We start from the raw sequence: 21,985 nt of genomic DNA on the forward strand, positions 1-21,985 counted from the left end.
ACTGCCTAATTCACCCGCAAACTCAGCAACTAAATCACTGACGAGGGCAGCATATGTGTTCACCTTAGGCATTAGTATGTCATTCACTTGGGCTTATTTAGCTGACTTTATTTAGCCGCTGCATTTAGCTGCTTTATTTAGCGGAATGTCTTGCCAGCCACTGCGGCCCAAAAGCAATAAACTCTGGATTGCGAATACTCTCTTTCTGGTTATAGCGCAGGCTCTGCAAGGTATCTTTCACTAACACTTGTCCGCCAGCCGCTTCAAGCACGGCTTGCGCCGCGGCCGTATCCCATTCACTCGTAGGTCCAAGGCGCGGATAAATATCAGCACTACCTTCGGCTAGTAAACAAAATTTTAAGGAACTGCCGACCGCAAGGATTTGATGCTCAGAGTATTGAGCAATAAAGGTTTCAAAATCTGGGCTCGGGTGCGAGCGACTGCCAACAATAATCGGCGGACGCCCTGCAATAGCTAATGCTTGATCGGAGGCATATTGACCATGAGCGGGGTTATCACTAGCCAGTGCAAGTAAAGATAATGCTGGGTCTTCTCCGGTTTGCTTCCAAGCCCCAAGGCCTTTGGCGCCAAAGTAGCACTGACCTAACGCCGGTGCGTACACTACGCCAGCATGGGCATACCCCGCAATGATTAAGGCAATATTGACCGTAAATTCACCATTTTTTTTAATGAATTCCTTAGTGCCATCAAGGGGGTCAATTAAAAAATAGGCAGGCCAAGATTGACGTTCTTTCCAATTAGAAAGGCTAGATTCTTCAGAAATAATCGGCAATTGCGGCAAAAGGTCATTGAGGCCAGTCATCAAGTACTCATGACTGGCGAGATCGGCGGCCGTTAATGGCGAATTATCGGCTTTACTGACAAGTTGCACATCATGGCTGTGATAATGCGCCATGATGCGCTCACCTGCGCTTTTGGCTAAATCAACTAACTGCAACAAAAAGGCTTTATCTATCATATCACTTGCCATCATCTGGTGAATAAGTGGCTAAGATTATGCCATTATCCGTTTGATTTATTGATAACAAATTATCATTAGCCGCGACTAAATAGCCTAAGTGGCGTGAGTTTAAGATTACGCCTTACTGTTATTCGCGTAATGAAGCAAAGTCTTGTAAATGTTGATGCCCACGAGCCTCTAAAAAGTCCAAGATGGCATTAACGCTGCGATTAAGTAAGCGCTCTTCGGGGAAGTTTACTGCATCTAATAAGGCGCGACTTGCGGTTAAGCCACCAAGAGCCAAGGCTAAGTGCGCGTCCGAGCCCATCACTAAGGTAGCGCCTAAGTCTCTGGCACTCTCGGCTAATACTAAGCAGTTGGCTTTACTGCCGCGCCTTGACGCCAGAAAAGACGAGTTGTTAATCTCAAGCGCCACATTAAATTCTACCGCAGCTTTTACCACTTCCACTATATCTATGGGGTACACAGGGTTACCTGGGTGAGTAATCACATCCACTTGACCGCTTGCCATAGCCGCAATTAATGCCTTGGTATGAATGAGTTTATTTTGCGGCGTAAATACTGGCTCATGCAGTCCCGCCAAGATAATATCTAGTTTTTTGAGGTGGTCAGCGCCAAAATCAATCTCACCTTCAGTGTTTTTAATATTGGCCTCGATACCTCGCAAAATCCCCACACCTTGATGAATGCGCGGCAACACGCGTAAATTAACGAAGTGCCAATAATGGGGCGCATCAGCCATGGCAGGCCCATGATCTGTGGTGGCAAATAACTTCATGCCCTTATGTTTAGCGCTGGCAATATATTCTTGGATAGTGGAATAGGCATGAGTTGACGCTATGGTATGGCTGTGAATATCAACAGGGTACTGCATAGAACATCCTTGGTTCAGCTAGAATCTCTCCCAATATACTATGTAACTGACGATAATTAATGCGATTAAGCCCACTAAAACGCTAGTATTTTTATAGCGATGAGTCCAAGATAAGTGCGGTTATGTTAAGGAGACCTCTCATGATTAACGCGAGTAGATATCAGCACTTAGCGATTGCTGTGGGTTTAGGTTTCATCCTGTTGGGATGCCAACCTAAAGAAGCGCCCGTCAGCGTCACCGAAACCAGCACGCCACCACCCAAGGTTCAAGCCGACAGTAGTAAAACTGCTCTCGACTGGCCAGGACAATATTCAGGCACCCTACCTTGTGCCAGCTGCGAAGGCATTAAGACCATAATAACTCTTAACGCCAATGACCAATATGTTATCAACGCAACTTACTTAGGCAGTAATACCGAGCCATTTAGTGAGAAAGGTGAATTTAGTTGGAATGCGGCGGGTAATATCATCAAGCTTGCCAATGGCAATCAGTATCTTGTAGGCGAAAACCGCTTATTGATGCTAAATAATGACGCCAAGCAAGTGACCGGGGATTTAGCGAGCTTTTATGAGCTGAAAAAACTGACGCCTTAGACTAATGATTAGTCGTCTAAGCCAAATGGTTAACATAAGCTTTAAAAATTAGCTCTTAGCTAAATATTATAATGACACAGAGTAGTTCATCTCTCTGTGTCATTATCAATTTGCCTTTTAGTCATTAAGTTAATTTACAGGCTAGATAGTCGGTTAATGCAATAATCACTAGCGGGTTAAGATAAAAGACCTTAGTTCATCAGCACTCATTGACCGCGCATAATACCAGCCTTGATGTACATAAATACCTAATGATTGTAAAATACGAACCTGCTCTGCTGTTTCAACTCCTTCAGCTATTACACCAGCATTCATATCCCTAGCAATATCAACATAAGTAGCCACAAGCGACTCTTTACTATCGGCAGTACCTAATAAACGGACAAATGCTTGATCAATTTTAATCGTATTCAGAGGCAGTTTCTGCAAATACAGATGACTGCCATAACCAGTGCCAACATCATCAAGTTTGACCTTACACCCATAAAATTGACAAGCAGCTACAAAGGCTTGAGTTTGTGGCCAATCGGTGATGGGCAAGCGCTCTGTCAGCTCAAAGGCTATGCTTTCCAATGGGTAATCCTGATGGTGCCATTTTTCGAGTAAGTTTAGCACTAAGCCTGATTCAATATCTTTAACGCTGATATTAATGCTACACCAAGGTAATTGCCTCGATACTAATAATGATTTCAACTCTATAAACATACGTTCTAATACCCACAAGGTCACAGGGATCATCGTAGGGCTTTTTTCGAGATGATGAATGAATTCAATAGTAGGAATTTCACGCCCGTGATGATGCCAACGTAGAAAAGCTTCAACCCCCACAACCTCAGATGTACGACTATCAATGACTGGCTGGTACTCTAGTTTGAACTCTTCATTTTTCAATGCCTTTGAGAATCGATATTGCCAATATGCAGAGATAAACTTGTCTCGGGTTTGAAAACCGACCCAAGCAAGGAACGATGATATGCCTAGTAGCAAAATAAAATAAAATAACCAGAGATAATTTTGAACCAACCGACTCGAACTTAAGGTGAATGATAATGGGGTAGTATCATTATCAACGTTGACAGTTTGGCCAACATCCCTAGTCTGTCCCAGAGAAAACCAACGATTGTAACCCACCGACACAACTGTACTAGACAGGTGCCAACTACTGTCAAGTAACGATCTAAATCGTGAACTTAATGTCAAACGTCTAAGCACTGAAATGCCTTTACCATCTACCCCAACGTAAAGAGTGGTTCTATTGTGAAGATCTTTGAGTTGGTATAAGGTAACACCTTTGACATAACTAGCTACTTCGCTAACGTTTTCAGGTTTAGATACTACGCCTAGAGCAGAACAATATTGTTGTCGGCTTTTGATGTAAACAACTGGTATGTAATACTCATCTCTTTCAAATACTTTTTCTTTCAAAAAATCGACCAATTCGCTGCTACAGTATTCAGTATTTACAGTCGTCAGTTCATCAGCAAGAGTTTTTATTTGAATGTATGCTTTTTGCATATATTGTTCGTAAAACAAATCCAACTGTTCCGCTTTATTCAGCAACAATTGTGTCAAAGTGTATTTGCTAAGAAATAACGATACACCTAGTAACGTTATGAGCGACACTCCGACAACCAGTGATAAAATACTGTTTTTTTGAAAGTGAGACTGAAATTGCATCATAATTTACTTTTTAGTATAAACATAAGAAAAATCGAAACTGCAAATACATTCATAGTTAATGCCAACAAAAAAATAAAAACGTATCCACTCAACGGTTGTATTTTAAATAATTACCGTTGCGCGCATCACTTAATACTATGTTAGAATTTTAAATCGCAGCCATACATTAGTCATTCATTGTTTAGCGGGTTAAGAATGATAATCTTTAACATGATAACAGAGCTGCACGAATATAGCCATCAATGGGTCCCCGATGCTGAGGAATCCCCTGATAATTTACAAATAAATCATCAAATTAGGGTGGAAGCGCATCTTGTTGCATGATCAAATGGTTTCGTCAAAAACTACACTTGGACAACAAGATGCGCGAAGCCAATATCCTACAACATTCTTTACACCAATACTGCCCAGAACTTCACCTAAAACGATTAAACAGTTTGATGCTGGCCTCTAAGGCACTGATTGAATGTAAGACACTGACCTTGACTGAGTTAGGTCGAAATTTACCAACCACGGCTCGAACCAAGCACAACATCAAGCGCATTGATCGTTTGCTCGGCAACACGCATCTGCATCAAGAGCGGTTAGCGGTCTACCAATGGCATGCCAGCCTTATCTGTTCTGGTAACCCTATGCCGATTGTGCTCGTCGATTGGTCAGATATCCGAGAGCATAAACGCATCATGGCCCTGCGAGCCTCAATAGCCTTCAATGGCCGCTCTATTACCCTATATGAGAAATCCTATCCCCTATCAGAACAATGCTCTAAGGCCGCCCACAACGGTTTTTTAGCGGACTTAGCCAAGATTTTACCTTTGCATGTTACCCCTCTCATCGTGACTGACGCGGGGTTCAAAGTGCCTTGGTACAAAGAGGTTGAGGCACATGGTTGGTTTTGGCTAAGCCGTATTCGCGGTACAGTTCAATTTGCAGATATTGGTGCCGAAAATTGGCGTGCAGTGCGCAGTACACATGACTTGGCCAACGGTCAAGCGAAGAGCCTGGGTTGTAAGACCTTGACCAAAACTAACCCTATCAATTGCCATCTCTCGCTGTATCGTAGCAAACCTAAGGGCCGTACAAATCAGCGTTCAACCAGGACGAATTGCCACCATCCATCAGCAAAAACGTACTCAACAGCGGCGAGAGAACCTTGGGTGTTAGCCAGCAACTTACCACCAGGATCTCGGAGCCCAAAACAGCTGGTAAACCTGTACGCCAAACGTATGCAAATAGAGGAAACCTTTCGTGACCTCAAAAGCCCGGCATACGGCTTTGGCTTACGCCAAAGTCGTACCAACAGTCCAGAGCGATTCGACATCATCCTACTGATTGCGTTAATGGTTCAATGCCTGTTGTGGCTAGTTGGTTTACATGCACAGCAACAGGGCTGGGATAAGCATTTTCAGGCCAATACCATTGGGCATCGAACGGTACTCTCAACGATTCGCTTGGGATTGGAGGTACTCAGGCGGCCTGATTATCAAATCACGGAGAAAGAATTGCTGGCGGCGTGGGTATTATTCGCCAATCAGTTACTCAAATATGGCTATGCTATGGCCGATTTATGAGGGGATCCTTCAGTCCCCGATGTCGCTTAATTGGTCAGCATCAACAAAGTTTTTACATCTTCTCACAAAAATCCACAGAAAATAATCAGAAGTTGACTTCTTAGCACCTGAACTTTATCGAGACAATAACTCTAGCACCACATTTAATTACATTTCAAGTTAAAAGTAGCGCTAAAAACTCATCATTTACAACTAGATTGCAAGATCTGAATAATTAAAAAAACGGGACTTAAATTTGACTTTTATCATGAATTAAATTGATGTGGTGGTTTTTAAAATAGTAAATCCACAGCCATTTACAAAAGCCAACTTTGTGATAAAGGTTTAAATAATTGATGCTGATATTTGATTGGTTTACGTCAAGGTGTATATTGTCGAGCATCAGCATACCCACCTCCTATAATTTACTAGAGCCTTAAATGAAATTACATATACTTTTAATGTTGACAATATTAACAAATGCATGCAGTTCATTCCCAAACTCTTCCAGTAAAATTAATAACGTTCAAGAACAAGATTTAAAACATAATATTAATGCTCTCGACAAAGTATTGTCCGGTGATGAAATCACACGTTTTTTCGCAAGTTATTACAGCCTACAAAAACACATTAACAACAATCAAAAAGCAAGTGTCATGACCAACAACGATCAAACAAAATGCTGGGAACCTTTTGAAACAGCGATCAATAATCTAGCTTTGCAACGCCATAAGGACATTAAAAAAGTTTCATATGGGAACCATCCTAAAGAGGCCCTATTTATCGCATCTGATTCGTCAATAATAATTCATCAACTCAAACAAATGGCCAATGAAACATGCGGAACTGAAAAAAATATTAGTGCCATATCGAAATACCGACAACAATTATCAGCACTATCCACTCAAGTACAAAACAATAAACAAACAGCTTGCGCAGCATATTCAAACATTCGTATTCAAGAACTCACTTCACCAACTATAGATAAATTAAAAAATGAAGAGATTTTTATTTTAGAGCACTTGTGCCAGTAATATCTGTCTAACTTAAACATTAAAAATTTAGAATTCCAGACATACTAAATATTGATTAATCCAGCAAAAAATATGTAACCTTTTGCAATTAACCATCAGCATATTGCCGATATGCGCACCCTATCACTTACCATTAATTGAACAAGGCCAATAAATCACTGCGATCGCCTTGCCACAGCCCTAAATTATCTTCGGTCAATATGCTATCGGCGAGCCCTTGTTTTTGGCTTTGCATTAACTGGATTTTCTCTTCAACGGTATCTTCAGCAATTAATTTATACACAAACACAGGTTTTTCTTGGCCCATGCGATGGGCTCTATCTGTGGCTTGGCGCTCAGCGGCAGGATTCCACCAAGGATCAAAATGAATCACAGTATCGGCAGCGGTTAAATTTAACCCTGTGCCACCCGCCTTTAAGCTAATAAGAAATACTGAGCTGTCGCCCATTTGAAATTTATCTATCTCATCTTGTCTGAGTTTAGTTTTGCCAGTGAGCTTGCTATAGCGAATATCAGCCACATGTAACCAGTCTTCAATATGATCAAGCATGCTGGTAAATTGACTAAAGATAAGAATCTTACGCCCTTCTTCTATCATTTCTGGCAAGTGCTGCTGCAGCCAAGCCAACTTAGCATTAGAGTGCACCTGCTGCGCTTGCTCAAGCTTGACTAATCTTGGGTCACAGCAGGCTTGACGCAATTTAAGCAAGGCATCGAGGACTTCAATATGACTCTTAGCCATGCCCTTTTCAGCAAACAGCAATCTAACGCGCTTTTCCATCAACACACGTATGCTTTCATATAAGTTACGTTGATCTTTCTCAAGCGCTAAGTAACAAACTATCTCGGTTTTTTCAGGTAATTCACTGGCGACTTGCTGTTTAGTGCGACGCAATAAAAAGGGAGCAATACGCTGGCCTAATTGCTGCGCCCTTTGAGTGTCGCCATCTTTTTCAATGGCTTGTTTAAAGTATTGATTAAAGCTCTTAGAGTCACCCAGTAACCCTGGCAGCACAAAGTCCATTAAGGATTTAAGTTCACCTAGGTGATTTTCCATCGGCGTGCCAGATAGACACAACTTCATAGTGGCCGTCATAGCTGCTAACAACTGCGTGACTTTAGCTTTGGCATTCTTAATATGCTGCGCTTCATCTAACACTAATAAATCAAATTTTTGCTTGAGGTAAAAATCGCTATCACGCTGAATTAATGGATAACTGGTAATGATGACATCGGCATCTTCCAGATTTTCAAACTGAGCTTTGCGTTTAGTGCCATGCAGGACTAGCACTTGTAAATCCGGCGTAAAGCGCGCGGCTTCACGTTGCCAATTACCCAGCAAACTGGTTGGGCACACAATTAAAGTCTTATTAGCAGGGCTTAGTTGCTGCTCGCGATAAATAAACGCCAGCGTTTGCAAGGTTTTACCTAGCCCCATATCATCAGCCAAAATGCCGCCAAAGCCGTACTGCTTTAAAAAACACAGCCAATTTAAGCCAGCGCACTGATAATCGCGCAGTTCTGCTTGTAAGCCTAGTGGCGGCTCCACTGTTTCAATTTCTGAAAAGGTGCTGAGCTTAGTCATTAGGTCGCCAAGGCGCTCACTGTAATTAACTTGGACATTTTCAAGCGGTAATGAATTAAGCACGTTCACCCGACTAATAGGTAAGCTCACTTGCTCATCTGACTTATGCAAAAACTCCAGCATAATATTAATCAGCGGTTTCACTTGCTTAGCCGCCACTTGGAGACGCTCGCCTTCACGGGTTTCTAGCACTAACGTCTGGTTATCTTTAGGCTCACCGTATTGATTGACCCATTGCTTGATGAGTGGAATAAGATCCAGTTCAGCGCCATTAATATCGGCACTTAACGCCAGTGAAAACCAATCATTGGTGGGTTCTTCTATTTGCAATTGCAGCGTTGGTGAATACAGGTTTAAGCTGAACTCATCACTGGTCACCACTTCAAAACCAGCCTCAATTAATTCAGGCACTTGGTTATCAATAATCGCAAGCCAAGGCTCAGTAGACTTTGGCAACTCACCTAAACTGAAATTCACTTCTTTAGTGTGAAAATGTGTGTTCTCCCTAAATCCAAGCGCCAGCACTTGCTGCAGATATTCATGTTCTGCCGTGAGTTGGCGATGAATATTGGCGTGACTCTTGCCTTTAGAGATCAAAGTTATAGCTTCTGCTTTTGCGGGGTAACTAACAGCATAAGTGCCATAGATAAAATCAAGCTTAGCGACGGGGTGCAAGCTGCCATCGAGATTGGTTACCGAGGTAAAAGTTAAGCGGGGGCGCACAGCGCATGTAATCTCAGTCAACTTGATTTTGACCGGCAAATTTAGGCTAGGGAGCGGGACATAGCGGCTTAATGCTAAGCCAACCTCTGTCATCTTGTTAGTAGCCACACTTGGCATATGCAGCAGCTTTAGCAACAATTCGCCATTTATTGGGGTCGTGATTAGGCCTAACTGATTACGATTAAGATCCATATAAATAGGCGGCTCTGTGGCAATCAGCTCCCAAGACTCGCTCGCATCCAACACTAATTGCAACTGATAATCTTGATTATCAAGCATTTGCCATTGGGTCACTAACTTAGCTGGCGCACATAAGGCAAGAGGCTCGCGGCAGTTTTCCCAGAACAATCTTTGAGTCGCAATCAATTTGGGTAAGATAAATTGCCCAAGTTCGCCTTCAAGTGGTAAACGGCCTGTATGAGTGGCCGCTGACTGCAACCATTGCACTAATTGTTTATCCGCTTTAGTTAACCAATATGGCAGTGCACTTTTAAAATCTGTGAGGGTTATCTTAGTGCCCTTACCTAACACGCCTTTTTTGCCAATTTTGGTATGACGCAGCTCAACATAAGCGCCAAGCTTATCTGTGCCCAATACAAAAATGAGCTCTTTTGATAGCTCATGGCCGCGCTCAATTGCATCGACATCATCGCTGCTTAATTGCTTTAACCAGTGATCTAACGGGCTAGTTTTCACCACATTTTGCGGTGCACTGTGCTGAATTAACTGAATAATAATCGCAGCGACATGTTTACAATTATGAGCGACAGGGCAAGAGCAGTAACCATTAATGATGGGTTTATTGGCTGAGCGATATAGAGAAATTTCCTGCTCATAAGAAGAATGATGACTGCCAGAGACTATGCCAGTGATATTACTGAAATCGTTATTAGCAACGCATTCAACCACCTTGCCTAAGCGCACATATTCGTACGCCTTAACAATGGATTGCGGCGAAAACGCACCATTAAGCTGAGCGACGGTAATCGGAAACGCGGGCGAAGTTTGAGTAGCAGTATGCATGGCAGTAAACAAGGGACACCTGGATAAAACACTAACAAATAGGATTAATGCTACTGACTTATGTTTTCAAATACCAGAAATTACCGCGGATTTAGTGGTAGACGCACAAAACACCAGCTAAAACACCAACAGTAACAGGCAGATTGACTGCATTAACCAAAATACCACGCCGAAAGGTCTAATAAATCATCGTAATTGTTGAGCTTAAAATGGTCACAATTGATTGGCTTAGCATTTCATGGATTTTAAGAGAATTTTATGGCGGCAGTAAAACTCACACCATCTAAGTCTTTTTCAGATAACAAAGGTTCAGCCACTAACGGCCACTCAATCTTTACCTCTGGGTCATTCCACACAATACACTGCTCAGATTGCGGATGGTAATAGTCAGTGCACTTATACACGCATTCTGCCTGCGGGCTAAGAACATAGAAGCCATGGGCAAACCCTGGTGGGATCCACAGCTGGCGGCCATTGTCAGCTGAAATAATAACGCCAACCCACAGGCCAAAAGTGGGGGATGATTGGCGTAAATCGACAGCAACATCAAACACTTCACCCGCAATCACTCTGACTAACTTGCCTTGGCTGTGCTCTGTTTGATAATGCAATCCCCGAAGAACACCTTGGCACGAGCGCGAGTGATTATCTTGCACAAAGTGACAAGGCTTACCTGTCACGGCTTGTTCAAACTTAGCTTGATTCCATGTTTCCATAAAAAAACCACGATCATCACTGAACACCTTAGGCTCAATGATTTTCACCTCTGGAATGCGGGTATTAATAATCTTCATCGTTAATCGTATTTCATCATTAAGGGCTCTTTGCACACACACTTGCCATGCCAATTATTGTTCACACATAGCGCTCTAGGCTTTGCAACGCCACCAGCCAATCACTAGGCTCAATGCCGAAGTGAGTGCGTATGTTAGTGCTATCTAATCGTGAGTTCTTAGGCCGCTGCGCTAATGTCGGGTATTGTGCGCTGTTAAGGCGCTCAAGATGAGGCTTTACTGTGATAACCCCTTGAGCATAGGCGGCATCAAGCACTATTGCGGCAAATTCGTACCAGCTTACATAGGGCATACCTGAATAATGATACACCCCATATTCGACGGCATCACCTTTGGCTATCCGCATGGCCATGCTAATTAGCACCTGAGCAATATCCCCCGCATACGTGGGGCCACCAAACTGATCATCAACAATACTTACGCTGTCTCGACTGGCGCCTAGCCGCAGCATGGTTTTAACAAAATTATGGCCATAAATTCCAAACGCCCAAGACGTTCGCAGAATGATATGTTTAGTGCAGGCTTGCGCGACTGCCTGCTCTCCGGCCAGTTTACTGGCACCATAGACACTTAGTGGCATGGTGACATCAGTGTCGAGATATTCACCATCCTTACTGCCATCAAACACATAATCCGTTGAAATGTGTAGGATTGCCGCACCGACCTGCTGCGCGGCTTCAGCTAGGAATTTGGCACCATCGCGATTCACCGCATAAGCCAACTCACGCTCAACTTCAGCTTGATCAACCGCTGTATAGGCCGCCGCATTAATAATGATGATCGGCCTAAACTCAGCCACCACAGCGTTGACCGCACCTCTATCCGTAATATCAAGGTCATTGCGAGCCAGCGCAAATACCGTATGGTTGTGACTGGATTTCAGTTGCTCGGTGAGGTAACAACCGATTTGCCCCTGACATCCAGTGATTAATACACGCATCAATTCACAACCTTTATTTATGCTCATGCACTAAGCGCGTTAAATACTGACCGTATTCATTCTTCAGCATCGGCTGCGCGAGTGTTAGCACTTGCTCATCCGTCAACCAGCCATTGCGCCAAGCGATTTCTTCAAGGCAAGCCACTTTTAATCCTTGAACGCTTTCTATGGTTTGCACAAAACTGGAAGCTTGATGCAGGCTTTGATGAGTGCCAGTATCGAGCCAAGCAAACCCTCGACCTAACAGTTCGACTGTTAGACTGTTATCATGCAAATACAACTGATTTAGCTCTGTAATTTCAAGCTCATTCCTTGCTGATGGGGTGAGTGACTTAGCGAAATCAATGGCGCGACTATCAAAAAAGTAGAGCCCGGTAACCGCATAATTGGATTGGGGAACGGCCGGTTTTTCTTCAATGGATAGCGCGTTCATATTGAGATCAAATTGCACCACCCCAAATCGCTCAGGATCTTTCACTTGATAACCAAATATGGTCGCCCCGTGGCGTTTATTAACGGCGTTACGAAGGGTGACACTAAATGATTGACCGAAGAAAATATTATCCCCCAAAATTAAACACACATTGTCTTGGCCAATAAAATCTTCAGCAATAATCAAGGCTTGTGCAATTCCATCCGGACTTGGCTGCACAGCATACTCAAGACGGATCCCAAACTCGCTACCATCGCCTAATAATCGTTGGAAACTGGCATTATCTTCAGGAGTGGTGATGACTAAAATGTCACGAATACCCGCCAACATTAATGTTGATAATGGGTAATAAATCATCGGTTTATCATAGACGGGCAACAGCTGTTTAGAGACCCCCCGAGTTAATGGGTAAAGGCGCGTTCCTGAGCCACCAGCTAAGACAATACCTTTCATAGATTACTCAATTCAAAATTACTCGATTTTAGTGTTAAATTTTAGGTTTTAGTTTTTAAGTGTTAGGTTCTAAGCTCGAAGCATTTGCCGCAAAGGTGCCTTAAATGTCAGGCCCTAAAGCTTGCTGTTAGACAAAAACCATTAGTTAGCGCCACCAGGCTGTCGAGAGTATGAGCCATCTAATACTCGCGAGCACCATTGATGGTTACTGAGATACCATTCAACGGTTTTACGAATACCGCTATCAAAGCTTTCTACTGGCTTCCAGCCTAACTCACGTTCAATCTTAGATGCATCAATCGCATAGCGAACATCATGCCCGGGGCGATCGCCCACATAAGTGATGAGGTCAAGATACTGGTTAAAACCGGCGGGTTTGGTCGGTGCCAACTCTTCGAGCAAGCGACAAATGGTTTGCACCACCTCAATGTTAGCTTTCTCATTATGGCCGCCAATATTATAGGTTTCGCCCACAACCCCTTCGGTGGCGACTTTATACAGTGCCCGCGCATGATCGTCGACAAATAACCAGTCACGAATTTGATCACCTTTACCATAAATAGGTAACGGCTTACCTGCGAGCGCATTCAATATCACCACAGGGATGAGCTTCTCAGGAAAATGATAAGGGCCATAGTTATTAGAGCAGTTGCTGACGATTGTCGGTAAACCATAAGTGCGTTGCCAAGCCCGCACTAAGTGATCACTCGCGGCTTTAGATGCAGAATATGGGCTGCTGGGTGCGTAAGACGTGGTTTCAGTAAAGAGCGGCAGCTCAGTGGCCGAGTCGTTAGGATGAGGCAGATCCCCATACACTTCATCGGTCGAAATATGATGGAAACGAAACATAGCTTGGCGTTTAACGTCAAGCTCTCGCCAATAGTGGCGCGCGGCTTCTAATAACGTGTAAGTGCCAACTATATTTGTCTGAATGAAATCATTAGGGCCGCTAATGGAGCGATCAACATGCGACTCTGCTGCCAAATGCATTACGACATCAGGTTGATGCAGGGTAAACACCCTATCTAGCTCAGCTCGGTTAGCAATATCAACCTGCTCAAACGCGTACCGGGGATTGTTATCAACACTGATTAGCGATTCAAGATTGCCAGCATACGTCAGTTTATCAAGATTAATGACGCTATCTTGGGTATTGTGGATAATATGCCTAACGACGGCAGAGCCAATAAACCCCGCGCCACCGGTGACCAAAAATTTCATAGTTAACCTGACAATAAAATGCGAACGCAGGATATCAAGGGAGCATGTCGCGACAGTTTATCATTTGCTATGTCACAGTAACACCTCGCCGTCATCCGAGTGGCTGACTCACGACCTATGGTAAATCTGATATGAAGGCTTATAAGGATAAGCGCGCCGTATTAGCCCCTAGCCCCCACGCCAATGGCCACAGAGTGCACTGAGTGAATGGTTAATTAATCCAGATCCATGCGGGCGCCACTGGCTAGCATAATCTTTAACCACTGTGCCGCGATAACCACCCGAGCCCCTGCTCTGCAAAAACAAATAGTTTATCGCTATAACCTTGAGCTATGACACTGCGGATTATTTCAGGGTCGATATTTAAATAATCATGAACGAGTGCATTACGAAGTCCTATCACTTTACGCCAACCATTCAATTCATCAGGCGGTTGTGCCCCTCGTTGACACAAGATCTCAAATGCTTGATAGGCATCCTGCGGACTATGTCCAGCAAGTGCCTTAGCCCAATGTTTCGCAATACCGATACAGGCTTCAATTGATACCTGTAACGTCCGCTCTGCAGCACGATATTCAAGATTAGATAAAGCACGCTGACTAAGTAATTGACGCAATTCTTCAAGCTCAGCTTGATAGCAGCTAAGGCTTAAACGCAATGAGGTAATATAGGCATTATCCGGCATAATACAACCGTCCCCTTATTGGCTTTGGGCGGAATAATCGAGTTCCATTTGCGACATAATGCGAGACTCTTCTTGCATTCTTCGACCATCATCTCGACTAAAGATAAGTGTGTTTGCATTAATGATCCCGAAGGCAAGAGGGATAGGAGCAAGATTGATATCGACCACTGACAGCTTGCCTTCTGCGAGCCCCAGTGCCCTTTGCCAATCCATAGCGAGCAACTCAGGTCTAATACGAGTATCAAGCACACTGTCTGCTTTCACCGGATCGAAAGCAACGGCTAAATCCCAATCGCTATGTTCGCTAGCATTTCCTTTCGCCTGCGAACCATACAGCCATAATACTGCCACCTCTGACTGGTTTACGGCTAAGGCTTTTAGTTGTTGGAAGTGCTGGCTCTGTTCGATAGTCATGGGTTAGGCTTTAGCGTGGAGATGTCGTAAGTGTACCAATCCTGAGTCGGACTTAACAGGGTAGATTAAATACGCTTTATTGCATTCTTAAATACTTCATTACGCTCCCGCTTACCCACAGATACAACTGATACAATAATTTGCTCATCTCTAACTTCATAAACTAAGCGATAACCAGCACTACGCAGCTTGATTTTGTAGCAATTTTGCATTCCACTTAGCTTGGATGATGGCACATGTGGATTATCAAGCCTCTCTAATACTCTTTTTTTAAACTTTACTTTGATTGTTGGGTCTAGCTTTTTCCACTCTTTCTCGGCTTCAACCTTAAATACCAGCTTATAAGTCATTCAAAGAAACCTCGACCTCATCTGAATGCTGACGCTCGCGAACCAACTGAGCTAATTCAATATCTTCCAGCTTGTCCATTAACAGCTCATATGCCTCGGCAGGGACGCAATAAAAAGCTGGCTGATTTCTATTCAAAACAGCAACAGGAAAACCATCGGCACCCTCGACTACCGCCATTGGATTTTTCTTTAGCTCGCTGATGCTCGTTGCATTATCTGCAAGAATTGGACGTATCATCATAACACCTCAAACAATGACCATTTAATTGACCTATTGTAGATCACCAAAAAAAAGACCGCAATAAAGCCCTTTTAACCAGTCATTATTGCTATTGCTTATTTGCAATCGTAGTGAAAACTGTTGTAAGCGTCTAGCCAAAGACACCTAGCAATTTATCTTTGTTTGATATTCCACGGCAGTAATGAATCAACCTCACTTGGATTGCATGCCAAACTTTGCAAGCACTTGGCAATATATTCGTGCACGATAAGGTCGTTGGTTTTTGCGGTTTCGATTAGACTGTAAAGAATTGCACTGGCGCGGGCTCCCCGTGGCGTATTTGAAAATAGCCACGCCTTGCGACCTATCACAAAGGGTTTTATTGCTCTTTCAGCACGATTGTTATCTATGCTAAGGCGGCCGTCATCTAAGTAACGCCTGAATTTTTCAAATTGATTCAGTCCGTATTGGATAGCTTTACCCAACGCCATTTTCGGTGGGATTTTATCTTGACGCTGTAACAGCCATTGATGAAGTTCATTTATGATGATTTTGGATTTTTGCTGACGTATCACATATTTCTCGCCAGCAGATTTACCTTTAATTTGTTGCTCAATACCGTAAAGTTTACCGATAAGGTTCAGTGCCACATCTGCTTTGCCTGCTTTCTTATTATTCCCTTTAGCCTCGATAAACTTTCGACGAATATGCGCCAAACACGCGACCAGTGTTGCATCAGTTTGAGCATACGCTTGATAGCAGTCCATTTGCAGAAAACCTGAGAATCCCTCAAGAAAGTCAACGGCACATTGGCCTGCACGGCTGTTATGATAGTCATATAGCACAATGTTGGTGTTGCCCTTGGGGGAATCGTCACCGCAGCAGTATAGCCACATGTAGCTAGTCAGTTTATCTGCTTTCAATACCTTAAGCGGGGTCTCATCAGCATGGATAATGTCTTGCTCCAGTAAACTGACTTTCAGCCTTTGATACAAAGGCTCAAGCAAATCGGCGCAACGTACCATCCAACTCGACATGGTCTTACGATTGAGCGCAACACCTATTTCCGCAAACAAGGTTTCTTGACGATATAAAGGCAGTCCAAACTGATACTTACAGGTGATGATATGGCTGAGTAAAATCGGCGTGGCCATACTTTTGGGGATAGGCGTCGCTGGCATCGGAGCGTTTTTAATTACCGTTTCGATACCTTGCTGCTCACATTGGCGGCAAGCATATTTTGGCCGAAGGGTTTTAATGACGTTAATGTGGGCGGGAACGAATTCCAGTGTTTCACTTTCACTTTGCCCCATTTGATGTAATGGGTCTTGGCAACAGTCGCAGTATTTGTTGGCATCATCAATATCGACTGGCATTGTAGCTAACTCGGCTTCAACCTCATTAAAGACTTCTCCCGCGCCTGGCAGCTTTTCTGATTTTTTGGCAAACTCTCTCGCCAACCTCGCGTTGTATTGGGCTAATAACTCATGGATTTGCGCACTTTGCTCAGCAATCAGGGCTTCTTTTTCTGCCAATGCTTGCTGCAACTCAAGCAGCATTTGCTTGAGTTGTGCGGGGTCGTCAGGTAATTCATGAGGTAAGGTTTTCATGCCTGCAATCTATCAGAAATAGCAAGCCGAATAAGGGGTTAACGACTAATCTGTGTCACGTTTGCTGTCAACGATCCTTCACTGTAAAAAGATCGTATTGATTTAACGAAAAGACTGATAGTGTAGTGACTCATGTCCAATCACATCAAAGCCTGATAACAACCATGAGAGCTCCTGCTCAGTTAAGCAGTAAGCTTGATGGTCAACGTTACAGGGCCATTTAAATCTTTGCTTTTCTAGCCGTTTATACCAAAGAGCAAACCCCGTTTTATCCCAATACAGCAATTTGAGCTTATTTTTAGCTTTATTACAAAACACAAATAGTGCGCCAGTATAGGCATCATGTGCTAATTCAGCTTCAACAATGGTCACGAGGCCATCGATGGATTTACGAAAATCCACAGCATCACGATGCAAATAAATGGCAGGCGGTTCGATAAACATTTTCATGAGGAGAGTTCTCGCAATAATTGTGCGAGAAAACTCGGCGAGGTTGAGTGAGGTAAATGCAGTTGGGTCACTTTATGGTCGGTGACTTTGCGTTGTGAAATGTTGGCACACAGAAACGCGCTCTCAGTCGGTGCAAAGCGCTTTTTGTAAGCATAAAAGCTAGATGTCGATAATTTGTGTTTACGCCAATAAGTGCTGATATTTAAGCCACTTTGTTGCTGCGCAAGAATGAGCTCTTGCCACTGCAGCTGATCACGAAAGGTTTTCATTATGTGTCTCCAAATAAAACTTGGGAACAACATAAATCAGTCGCAGGGTGAAAGGTATGTGCCTTTGCCTAGACGCTTACGCTGAGATGGCCAGAAGCCCTAGTCAAATTGGACAGATTTGCAGTGTTAATCTTAGACGATCTAGGCTACGTGCAAAAAAGTACAGAAGAAACTAGCGTCTTGTTCGAGCTTATCGCGCATCGTTATGAAAGATATAGCCTAATAATAACCTCAAACCAATCATTCGAAGATTGGGATAAGTTATTCAGTAACACAGTGATGACCGTAGGGGCAATCGATAGGCTGATCCACCACGCGAAAATTTTGCAATGCAAAGGAGAAAGCTACAGGCGAAAAGAAGCCCAAAACAAACTAAATTAAACCGAGTCTCAACCGGCCAAGCTAATTGACGCGCTATAGGAAGCACACTACTCTCCGATTACGAATTCTTCTAACGCTCGGTTAAGGGGCAGCCAACGCCACTACCAAGCTTCCGCATAACACCGTAATCACAAAAACCAACGCATAGTAAAAATGCAACGCGTTGGCTGCCCCTCTTGAACCGTTTTTATATTCGTAGCCTATTGATTAAAAAGCTGTTCTACCGTTTTCATTGGTAAGAACATACGAATACGCCCATTATGTTCGCATAACACTTCAAAGCCGAACTTCGTATAGAACGCTTGAGCGGAATCTGTCAGACAGTCCACAACAATTGCGTATACCCTCATGTGATGATTCACTTCCCACAAGTACTTCAGCGCGCGAATTAGACTAACTTTTCCGAGCCCAGAGCCATGAAACTCTTTGTGCACAGCTAATTGAGCCAAAAGAAAAACAGGTATTGGATACCTAGGAAGTTTTTTTACTCGTTGTGTCGGCAAAGTTTCTCGACTGATTGAACTTGGTGCAACACTATAAAATGCACAAATAGCGAATTTTTTATTTAGCAGTGGTTGAGCACTAGGTAAAACCATTGTTCGGCTAATACCTGCTTGCATGTGCTTTGCAGCTTGAATTTTAATAAATGTGTTTAGCCCTTGCTCACCACAGTCAAATGAGTCGCGGTCATGCTTTGATTTACTAAATTCTACAAACTCTTTGCCCCAACTCACTTGATACCGCTCTTTTCTGTAAATTTAACAGCTTCAAGCAAAGCTTGATTCGGTGCTTTTACTTTATTACACGCAACCATAAACTCGTCAAAAAGACTGTCTTTAACCATAAGACTTTCATGCTCCTCAATAACATGAGTCGCATTTTCATCCATAAGTCTCACCACATATTCAGTGAGACTTTTTAAACCAAGTAAAGCCGATGCTTTTTCGGCTTTTGCCTTGATTTCTTCATCAAGGCGGATATCTAAACGTGCCGTTGCCATAACCCCTCCTGCGTACGGATACATTCCGCAAACTGAGAGATTATAGTCCAAACTTAAAGCACATTCAATTGTACGGAAAGTTTACGGAACGAGTGAGAATATAACGCCGCCATAAACGTAAGGGAGCACCGTATCCGGCAAGGATTAGTGGAGCAGAACCGCAGTCTGGCGGATATGAAAAAGAAGCCAACTCAGAAGCCGACCGCCCGCTGGATCTTTTTGCGCTTTGGTGGGGTGCACGAGTACCAGTTGGGAGAGGCTCCACCTAAGGTGACAGGGCTAACGGCCGACCAGCAGGTCATTTTGGAGGTATTGGGTGAGCGCTACCAGCAAATTTATTCCTAAATCAGGTGCGGAATGTCGAATCAATGACAATTTTCAGATGTTAAAATCCGCATCTTCAAGTTGATTGGGTATAAAGCGTGATTGAGTGGCGTTAGACGTTTGCTCAGGCACGCTTGGCTGGTACTGTTGCACGCGCTATTTGTAGTGCCGAAATTCATCAAGAATTTCGTCATTAAACATAGCAAGATCAAAAAAGTCGTTGAAACTCCCCAGTTGGTTACGTTGGTTCAATTCCTTTTGTATCGCTTGTACTGTTTTAATCTTAGTGACTTTTGCAAGTAACTCTGTAGTTTCAATCGTAAGCAATTCACCATAATGTGCTAACTCCTTAGCACGTGACGCTTTTGAACCACTACCAAAACGTTGCCAAATAGTACTTTTTATATCATTGCCACTCCGCATTGATTGATAATCTTGGTTTAATATATCAATTTTAACCTGCAAAGCAGCCTCAATACGTTTCATCATATCGGGATCGGCCTCAAGTTTATACTCTGGCAGATATTCAAGAGCCAACATCAGCAAGGCTACAGCATCCTTGCTTTTCTTGGCTTGAGACAGTTGCTGCATCAACTCTTTTTTCAGCGCCCTTTTAGAGGGATCAAGCTCTTTATCAGGATGAAATTGATTCGCCAATTGTCGATACAATTTGGTCATGGTTTTATCGCCAAATAGCTCAAGGCTTAATGCTTGCTCTGGTTGAGTAGATTGAAAGATAAAATCATCATCCTCATCATGTTCAAACGCATTCTCAGTGCCGTCATCATCAGAAGCTTTATTGTACTGCTCAGCCAATTTTCGCTCAAAAAATGCCTGAAACTTCGCCGGTTCATCAATAAATTCATACAGCTGCGCATTGTCTATATCTAAATCAAAGCCAAGCATAGATTCTAACTCTTCACGAAAAGCATCAAGCTCGTGCTGACCTATCTCTTGCTTAGGCAACGTGGTTTGAAAAGCAATAAGCAAGCTAGTTAAGTTATTGCGTATTTCGTTAGTATTGATAGGGTTAAACGGATTCGATTCAATAATTCTTAATTCTTCTTCGATCCATTCTAGCAACACCTCTCTTTGACGACCCTTAATAGATTTACGCGGCACAAAAGTCAATAAATGACACACCCATTTGGCTGAGGCATCACATACTAGCTGCTCTTTTTCAAGTAATTTCGAGGTGAACTCGTGGTAAAAAAGCTCTAATTTGGTTCGATATCGTTTATTCCTTAATTGTTTTTTTTCGAAGTCTTGCCACAATTTTCCTAGTTTTTCCCTACGGTTACATGATTTACTTGGAACCGAAGGATTGATAATGTTCATTAATGACATAAATATTTTCTTCTGATGAAATGTTTACAACCCAAAATGCATAAACTCGCCAAACTTGCTAAAAATGTAGACGGTTGACGGCACGTTCAATAACAGCTTTTACACTCTTGCAAATTAAAGCAATCTACCTTCAGCATCGTACGTCCCTTGCACAGAGGAAACCCTGACGATTTACCAATAAATTACCAAATTAGGGTGGAAGCACATCTTGTTGCATGAGCAAATGGTTTCGCCAAAAACTACACTTGGATAACAAGATGCGCCAAGCTAATATCCTACAACATTCTTTACACCAATTCTGCCCAGACCTTCACCTTTACTTAATCGATTTGAAAATGCGGATTTTAACATCTGAAAATTGTTGTCATTGATCCGCGAAATCCCCCTGTTTTCGGCAGTCTTTCTTTAAAAAATTGAGTCAGAGCAGCCCTAAAGTCGCGCTTAGTTTTAAAATAAACACTATTTCTGGCATGCTCATTCATCACCTTCCACGGCCTCTCTATCGGGTTCAGATTTGGGCTGTAAGGCAGAAAATGACGCAGCGCTATCATAAGCAACGCAGCCATTTCTTTGACCTTCGTTGAGCGGTGATATCCTGCGCCATCTAAATAATCGAGTTAATTCTTAAGCTCCTGTCTATGACCCCCCTCCCTCAAGTCCATGAAGTATTACAAGCAAGGTGTAATTCGCTAGTCTCTTACGGAACAAGTGTTCGGAACAAGCAGAATACGCAACGATAATATCTCGATGTGATCGCGACCTCTATGTTACATCTAGATGAATGTGCGCTGACTAACAAAAACAAATTAAATTAAACCATACCAATCAATTACATAGGCAGAGATCACCATTGACACCAGATTAATTATTCCATATATTAATCATCAGCTAAAATTGCTGACACATTGAAAAAGGCAAACCAGTTGAAAGGCTGGGACGCAAAACCACCGGTCTAAGGGGCGTTTGTACCTATGATAGCGGGGATGCCATTGGTATCAGACTTGTCGCCTTGTGCGGCAAGTCTAGTAATGCGTGTTGCCTTATTGAATT

The 21,985-nt window shown here is 43.1% G+C and carries 21 protein-coding genes, 3 pseudogenes and 1 riboswitch; of the genes and pseudogenes, 5 read left to right on the plus strand and 19 right to left on the minus strand.

Annotation, left to right across the window (positions count from 1 at the left end; translation table 11 throughout):
• Window positions 1–133: 133 nt before the first annotated feature.
• Both cysQ and FJQ87_RS13660 read right to left on the minus strand, forming a co-directional pair.
• Window positions 134–979 carry a 3'(2'),5'-bisphosphate nucleotidase CysQ gene (gene cysQ / locus FJQ87_RS13655; protein ID WP_240778733.1) on the minus strand — a complete coding sequence of 282 codons (846 nt, stop codon included), beginning with the start codon at window positions 977–979 and terminating at the stop codon, window positions 134–136.
• A gap of 130 nt (window positions 980–1,109) precedes the next feature.
• Window positions 1,110–1,856: a phosphatase gene (locus FJQ87_RS13660; protein WP_140933096.1), complete on the minus strand. Its 747-nt coding sequence runs from the start codon at window positions 1,854–1,856 to the stop codon at window positions 1,110–1,112.
• A gap of 140 nt (window positions 1,857–1,996) precedes the next feature.
• On the opposite strand from FJQ87_RS13660, the gene FJQ87_RS13665 reads away from it, so the two are divergent.
• Complete coding sequence (locus tag FJQ87_RS13665; RefSeq protein ID WP_168195199.1) at window positions 1,997–2,449, plus strand: copper resistance protein NlpE; 453 nt, start codon at window positions 1,997–1,999, stop codon at window positions 2,447–2,449.
• A 168-nt stretch (window positions 2,450–2,617) separates the two neighbouring features.
• Here the strand turns inward: FJQ87_RS13665 and FJQ87_RS13670 are convergent, their stop codons facing one another.
• Window positions 2,618–4,021: an EAL domain-containing protein gene (locus FJQ87_RS13670; RefSeq protein WP_168195200.1), complete on the minus strand. Its 1,404-nt coding sequence runs from the start codon at window positions 4,019–4,021 to the stop codon at window positions 2,618–2,620.
• A 470-nt stretch (window positions 4,022–4,491) separates the two neighbouring features.
• On the opposite strand from FJQ87_RS13670, the gene FJQ87_RS13675 reads away from it, so the two are divergent.
• Together FJQ87_RS13675 and FJQ87_RS13680 are read left to right on the plus strand one after the other, a co-directional pair.
• Window positions 4,492–5,700, plus strand: coding sequence for an IS4-like element IS10A family transposase (locus FJQ87_RS13675; protein WP_206194401.1), 1,209 nt, complete (start codon window positions 4,492–4,494; stop codon window positions 5,698–5,700).
• 419 nt (window positions 5,701–6,119) lie between these two features.
• Window positions 6,120–6,713 (plus strand): hypothetical protein, encoded by a 594-nt coding sequence (locus FJQ87_RS13680; RefSeq protein WP_140933099.1) that lies wholly within the window; start codon window positions 6,120–6,122, stop codon window positions 6,711–6,713.
• Between the two features lie 133 nt (window positions 6,714–6,846).
• Here the strand turns inward: FJQ87_RS13680 and FJQ87_RS13685 are convergent, their stop codons facing one another.
• From FJQ87_RS13685 to FJQ87_RS13735, 12 genes are all read right to left on the minus strand, one after another.
• Window positions 6,847–10,044 carry a DEAD/DEAH box helicase gene (locus tag FJQ87_RS13685; RefSeq protein ID WP_140934127.1) on the minus strand — a complete coding sequence of 1,066 codons (3,198 nt, stop codon included), beginning with the start codon at window positions 10,042–10,044 and terminating at the stop codon, window positions 6,847–6,849.
• Window positions 10,045–10,289: 245 nt separating this feature from the next.
• Window positions 10,290–10,838 (minus strand): dTDP-4-dehydrorhamnose 3,5-epimerase, encoded by a 549-nt coding sequence (rfbC, locus tag FJQ87_RS13690; RefSeq protein WP_140933100.1) that lies wholly within the window; start codon window positions 10,836–10,838, stop codon window positions 10,290–10,292.
• A 61-nt stretch (window positions 10,839–10,899) separates the two neighbouring features.
• A complete protein-coding gene (gene rfbD / locus FJQ87_RS13695; protein WP_346763952.1) occupies window positions 10,900–11,805 on the minus strand; it encodes a dTDP-4-dehydrorhamnose reductase in 906 nt (301 codons plus the stop codon).
• Entirely contained in the window at window positions 11,792–12,664 is an 873-nt protein-coding gene (rfbA, locus tag FJQ87_RS13700) for a glucose-1-phosphate thymidylyltransferase RfbA (protein WP_140933101.1), read from the minus strand. The genes rfbD and rfbA overlap by 14 nt, the downstream gene beginning before the upstream one ends.
• A 141-nt stretch (window positions 12,665–12,805) precedes the next feature.
• Window positions 12,806–13,885, minus strand: coding sequence for a dTDP-glucose 4,6-dehydratase (gene rfbB, locus FJQ87_RS13705; RefSeq protein WP_140933102.1), 1,080 nt, complete (start codon window positions 13,883–13,885; stop codon window positions 12,806–12,808).
• A 256-nt stretch (window positions 13,886–14,141) separates the two neighbouring features.
• Entirely contained in the window at window positions 14,142–14,570 is a 429-nt protein-coding gene (locus FJQ87_RS18870; RefSeq protein WP_240778735.1) for a DUF86 domain-containing protein, read from the minus strand.
• Window positions 14,571–14,585: 15 nt separating this feature from the next.
• Window positions 14,586–14,984 carry a nucleotidyltransferase domain-containing protein gene (locus tag FJQ87_RS18875; protein ID WP_240778737.1) on the minus strand — a complete coding sequence of 133 codons (399 nt, stop codon included), beginning with the start codon at window positions 14,982–14,984 and terminating at the stop codon, window positions 14,586–14,588.
• Window positions 14,985–15,049: 65 nt separating this feature from the next.
• Entirely contained in the window at window positions 15,050–15,334 is a 285-nt protein-coding gene (locus FJQ87_RS13715; RefSeq protein WP_140933103.1) for a type II toxin-antitoxin system RelE/ParE family toxin, read from the minus strand.
• Window positions 15,324–15,572, minus strand: coding sequence for a type II toxin-antitoxin system Phd/YefM family antitoxin (locus FJQ87_RS13720; RefSeq protein WP_140934129.1), 249 nt, complete (start codon window positions 15,570–15,572; stop codon window positions 15,324–15,326). The genes FJQ87_RS13715 and FJQ87_RS13720 overlap by 11 nt, the downstream gene beginning before the upstream one ends.
• Before the next feature lie 155 nt (window positions 15,573–15,727).
• Window positions 15,728–17,164: an IS66 family transposase gene (locus FJQ87_RS13725; RefSeq protein ID WP_140933104.1), complete on the minus strand. Its 1,437-nt coding sequence runs from the start codon at window positions 17,162–17,164 to the stop codon at window positions 15,728–15,730.
• A 102-nt stretch (window positions 17,165–17,266) separates the two neighbouring features.
• A complete protein-coding gene (gene tnpB, locus FJQ87_RS13730; RefSeq protein WP_140933105.1) occupies window positions 17,267–17,614 on the minus strand; it encodes an IS66 family insertion sequence element accessory protein TnpB in 348 nt (115 codons plus the stop codon).
• On the minus strand, window positions 17,611–17,883 hold the full coding sequence (locus tag FJQ87_RS13735) for an IS66 family insertion sequence element accessory protein TnpB (protein WP_140933106.1): 273 nt from the start codon (window positions 17,881–17,883) through the stop codon (window positions 17,611–17,613). Before FJQ87_RS13735 ends, tnpB begins: the two co-directional genes overlap by 4 nt.
• A gap of 93 nt (window positions 17,884–17,976) precedes the next feature.
• On the opposite strand from FJQ87_RS13735, the pseudogene istB reads away from it, so the two are divergent.
• Window positions 17,977–18,264 (plus strand): annotated as a pseudogene (istB, locus tag FJQ87_RS13740) (IS21-like element ISSba11 family helper ATPase IstB); the annotation flags it as partial.
• Between the two features lie 200 nt (window positions 18,265–18,464).
• Here istB and FJQ87_RS13750 read toward each other — a convergent pair.
• The gene (locus FJQ87_RS13750; RefSeq protein ID WP_140933107.1) at window positions 18,465–18,998 is read right to left on the minus strand and encodes a GNAT family N-acetyltransferase; all 534 of its coding nucleotides are present in this window, start codon (window positions 18,996–18,998) and stop codon (window positions 18,465–18,467) included.
• Window positions 18,995–19,264: a DUF1778 domain-containing protein gene (locus tag FJQ87_RS13755; RefSeq protein ID WP_140933108.1), complete on the minus strand. Its 270-nt coding sequence runs from the start codon at window positions 19,262–19,264 to the stop codon at window positions 18,995–18,997. The genes FJQ87_RS13750 and FJQ87_RS13755 overlap by 4 nt, the downstream gene beginning before the upstream one ends.
• A 123-nt stretch (window positions 19,265–19,387) precedes the next feature.
• Between FJQ87_RS13755 and FJQ87_RS13760 the strand changes: the two are divergent.
• A pseudogene (locus FJQ87_RS13760) lies at window positions 19,388–19,609 on the plus strand (IS1634 family transposase); the annotation flags it as partial.
• Between the two features lie 135 nt (window positions 19,610–19,744).
• Here FJQ87_RS13760 and FJQ87_RS13765 read toward each other — a convergent pair.
• Both FJQ87_RS13765 and FJQ87_RS13770 read right to left on the minus strand, forming a co-directional pair.
• Window positions 19,745–20,935 carry a J domain-containing protein gene (locus FJQ87_RS13765; RefSeq protein WP_140933109.1) on the minus strand — a complete coding sequence of 397 codons (1,191 nt, stop codon included), beginning with the start codon at window positions 20,933–20,935 and terminating at the stop codon, window positions 19,745–19,747.
• Between the two features lie 348 nt (window positions 20,936–21,283).
• A pseudogene (locus FJQ87_RS13770) lies at window positions 21,284–21,543 on the minus strand (transposase); the annotation flags it as partial.
• A 295-nt stretch (window positions 21,544–21,838) separates the two neighbouring features.
• Window positions 21,839–21,926, plus strand: a riboswitch (cyclic di-GMP riboswitch).
• Window positions 21,927–21,985: the final 59 nt, after the last annotated feature.

The organism is Shewanella sp. SNU WT4 (assembly GCF_006494715.1).
In the GTDB taxonomy this organism is placed as follows: Bacteria; Pseudomonadota; Gammaproteobacteria; order Enterobacterales; family Shewanellaceae; genus Shewanella.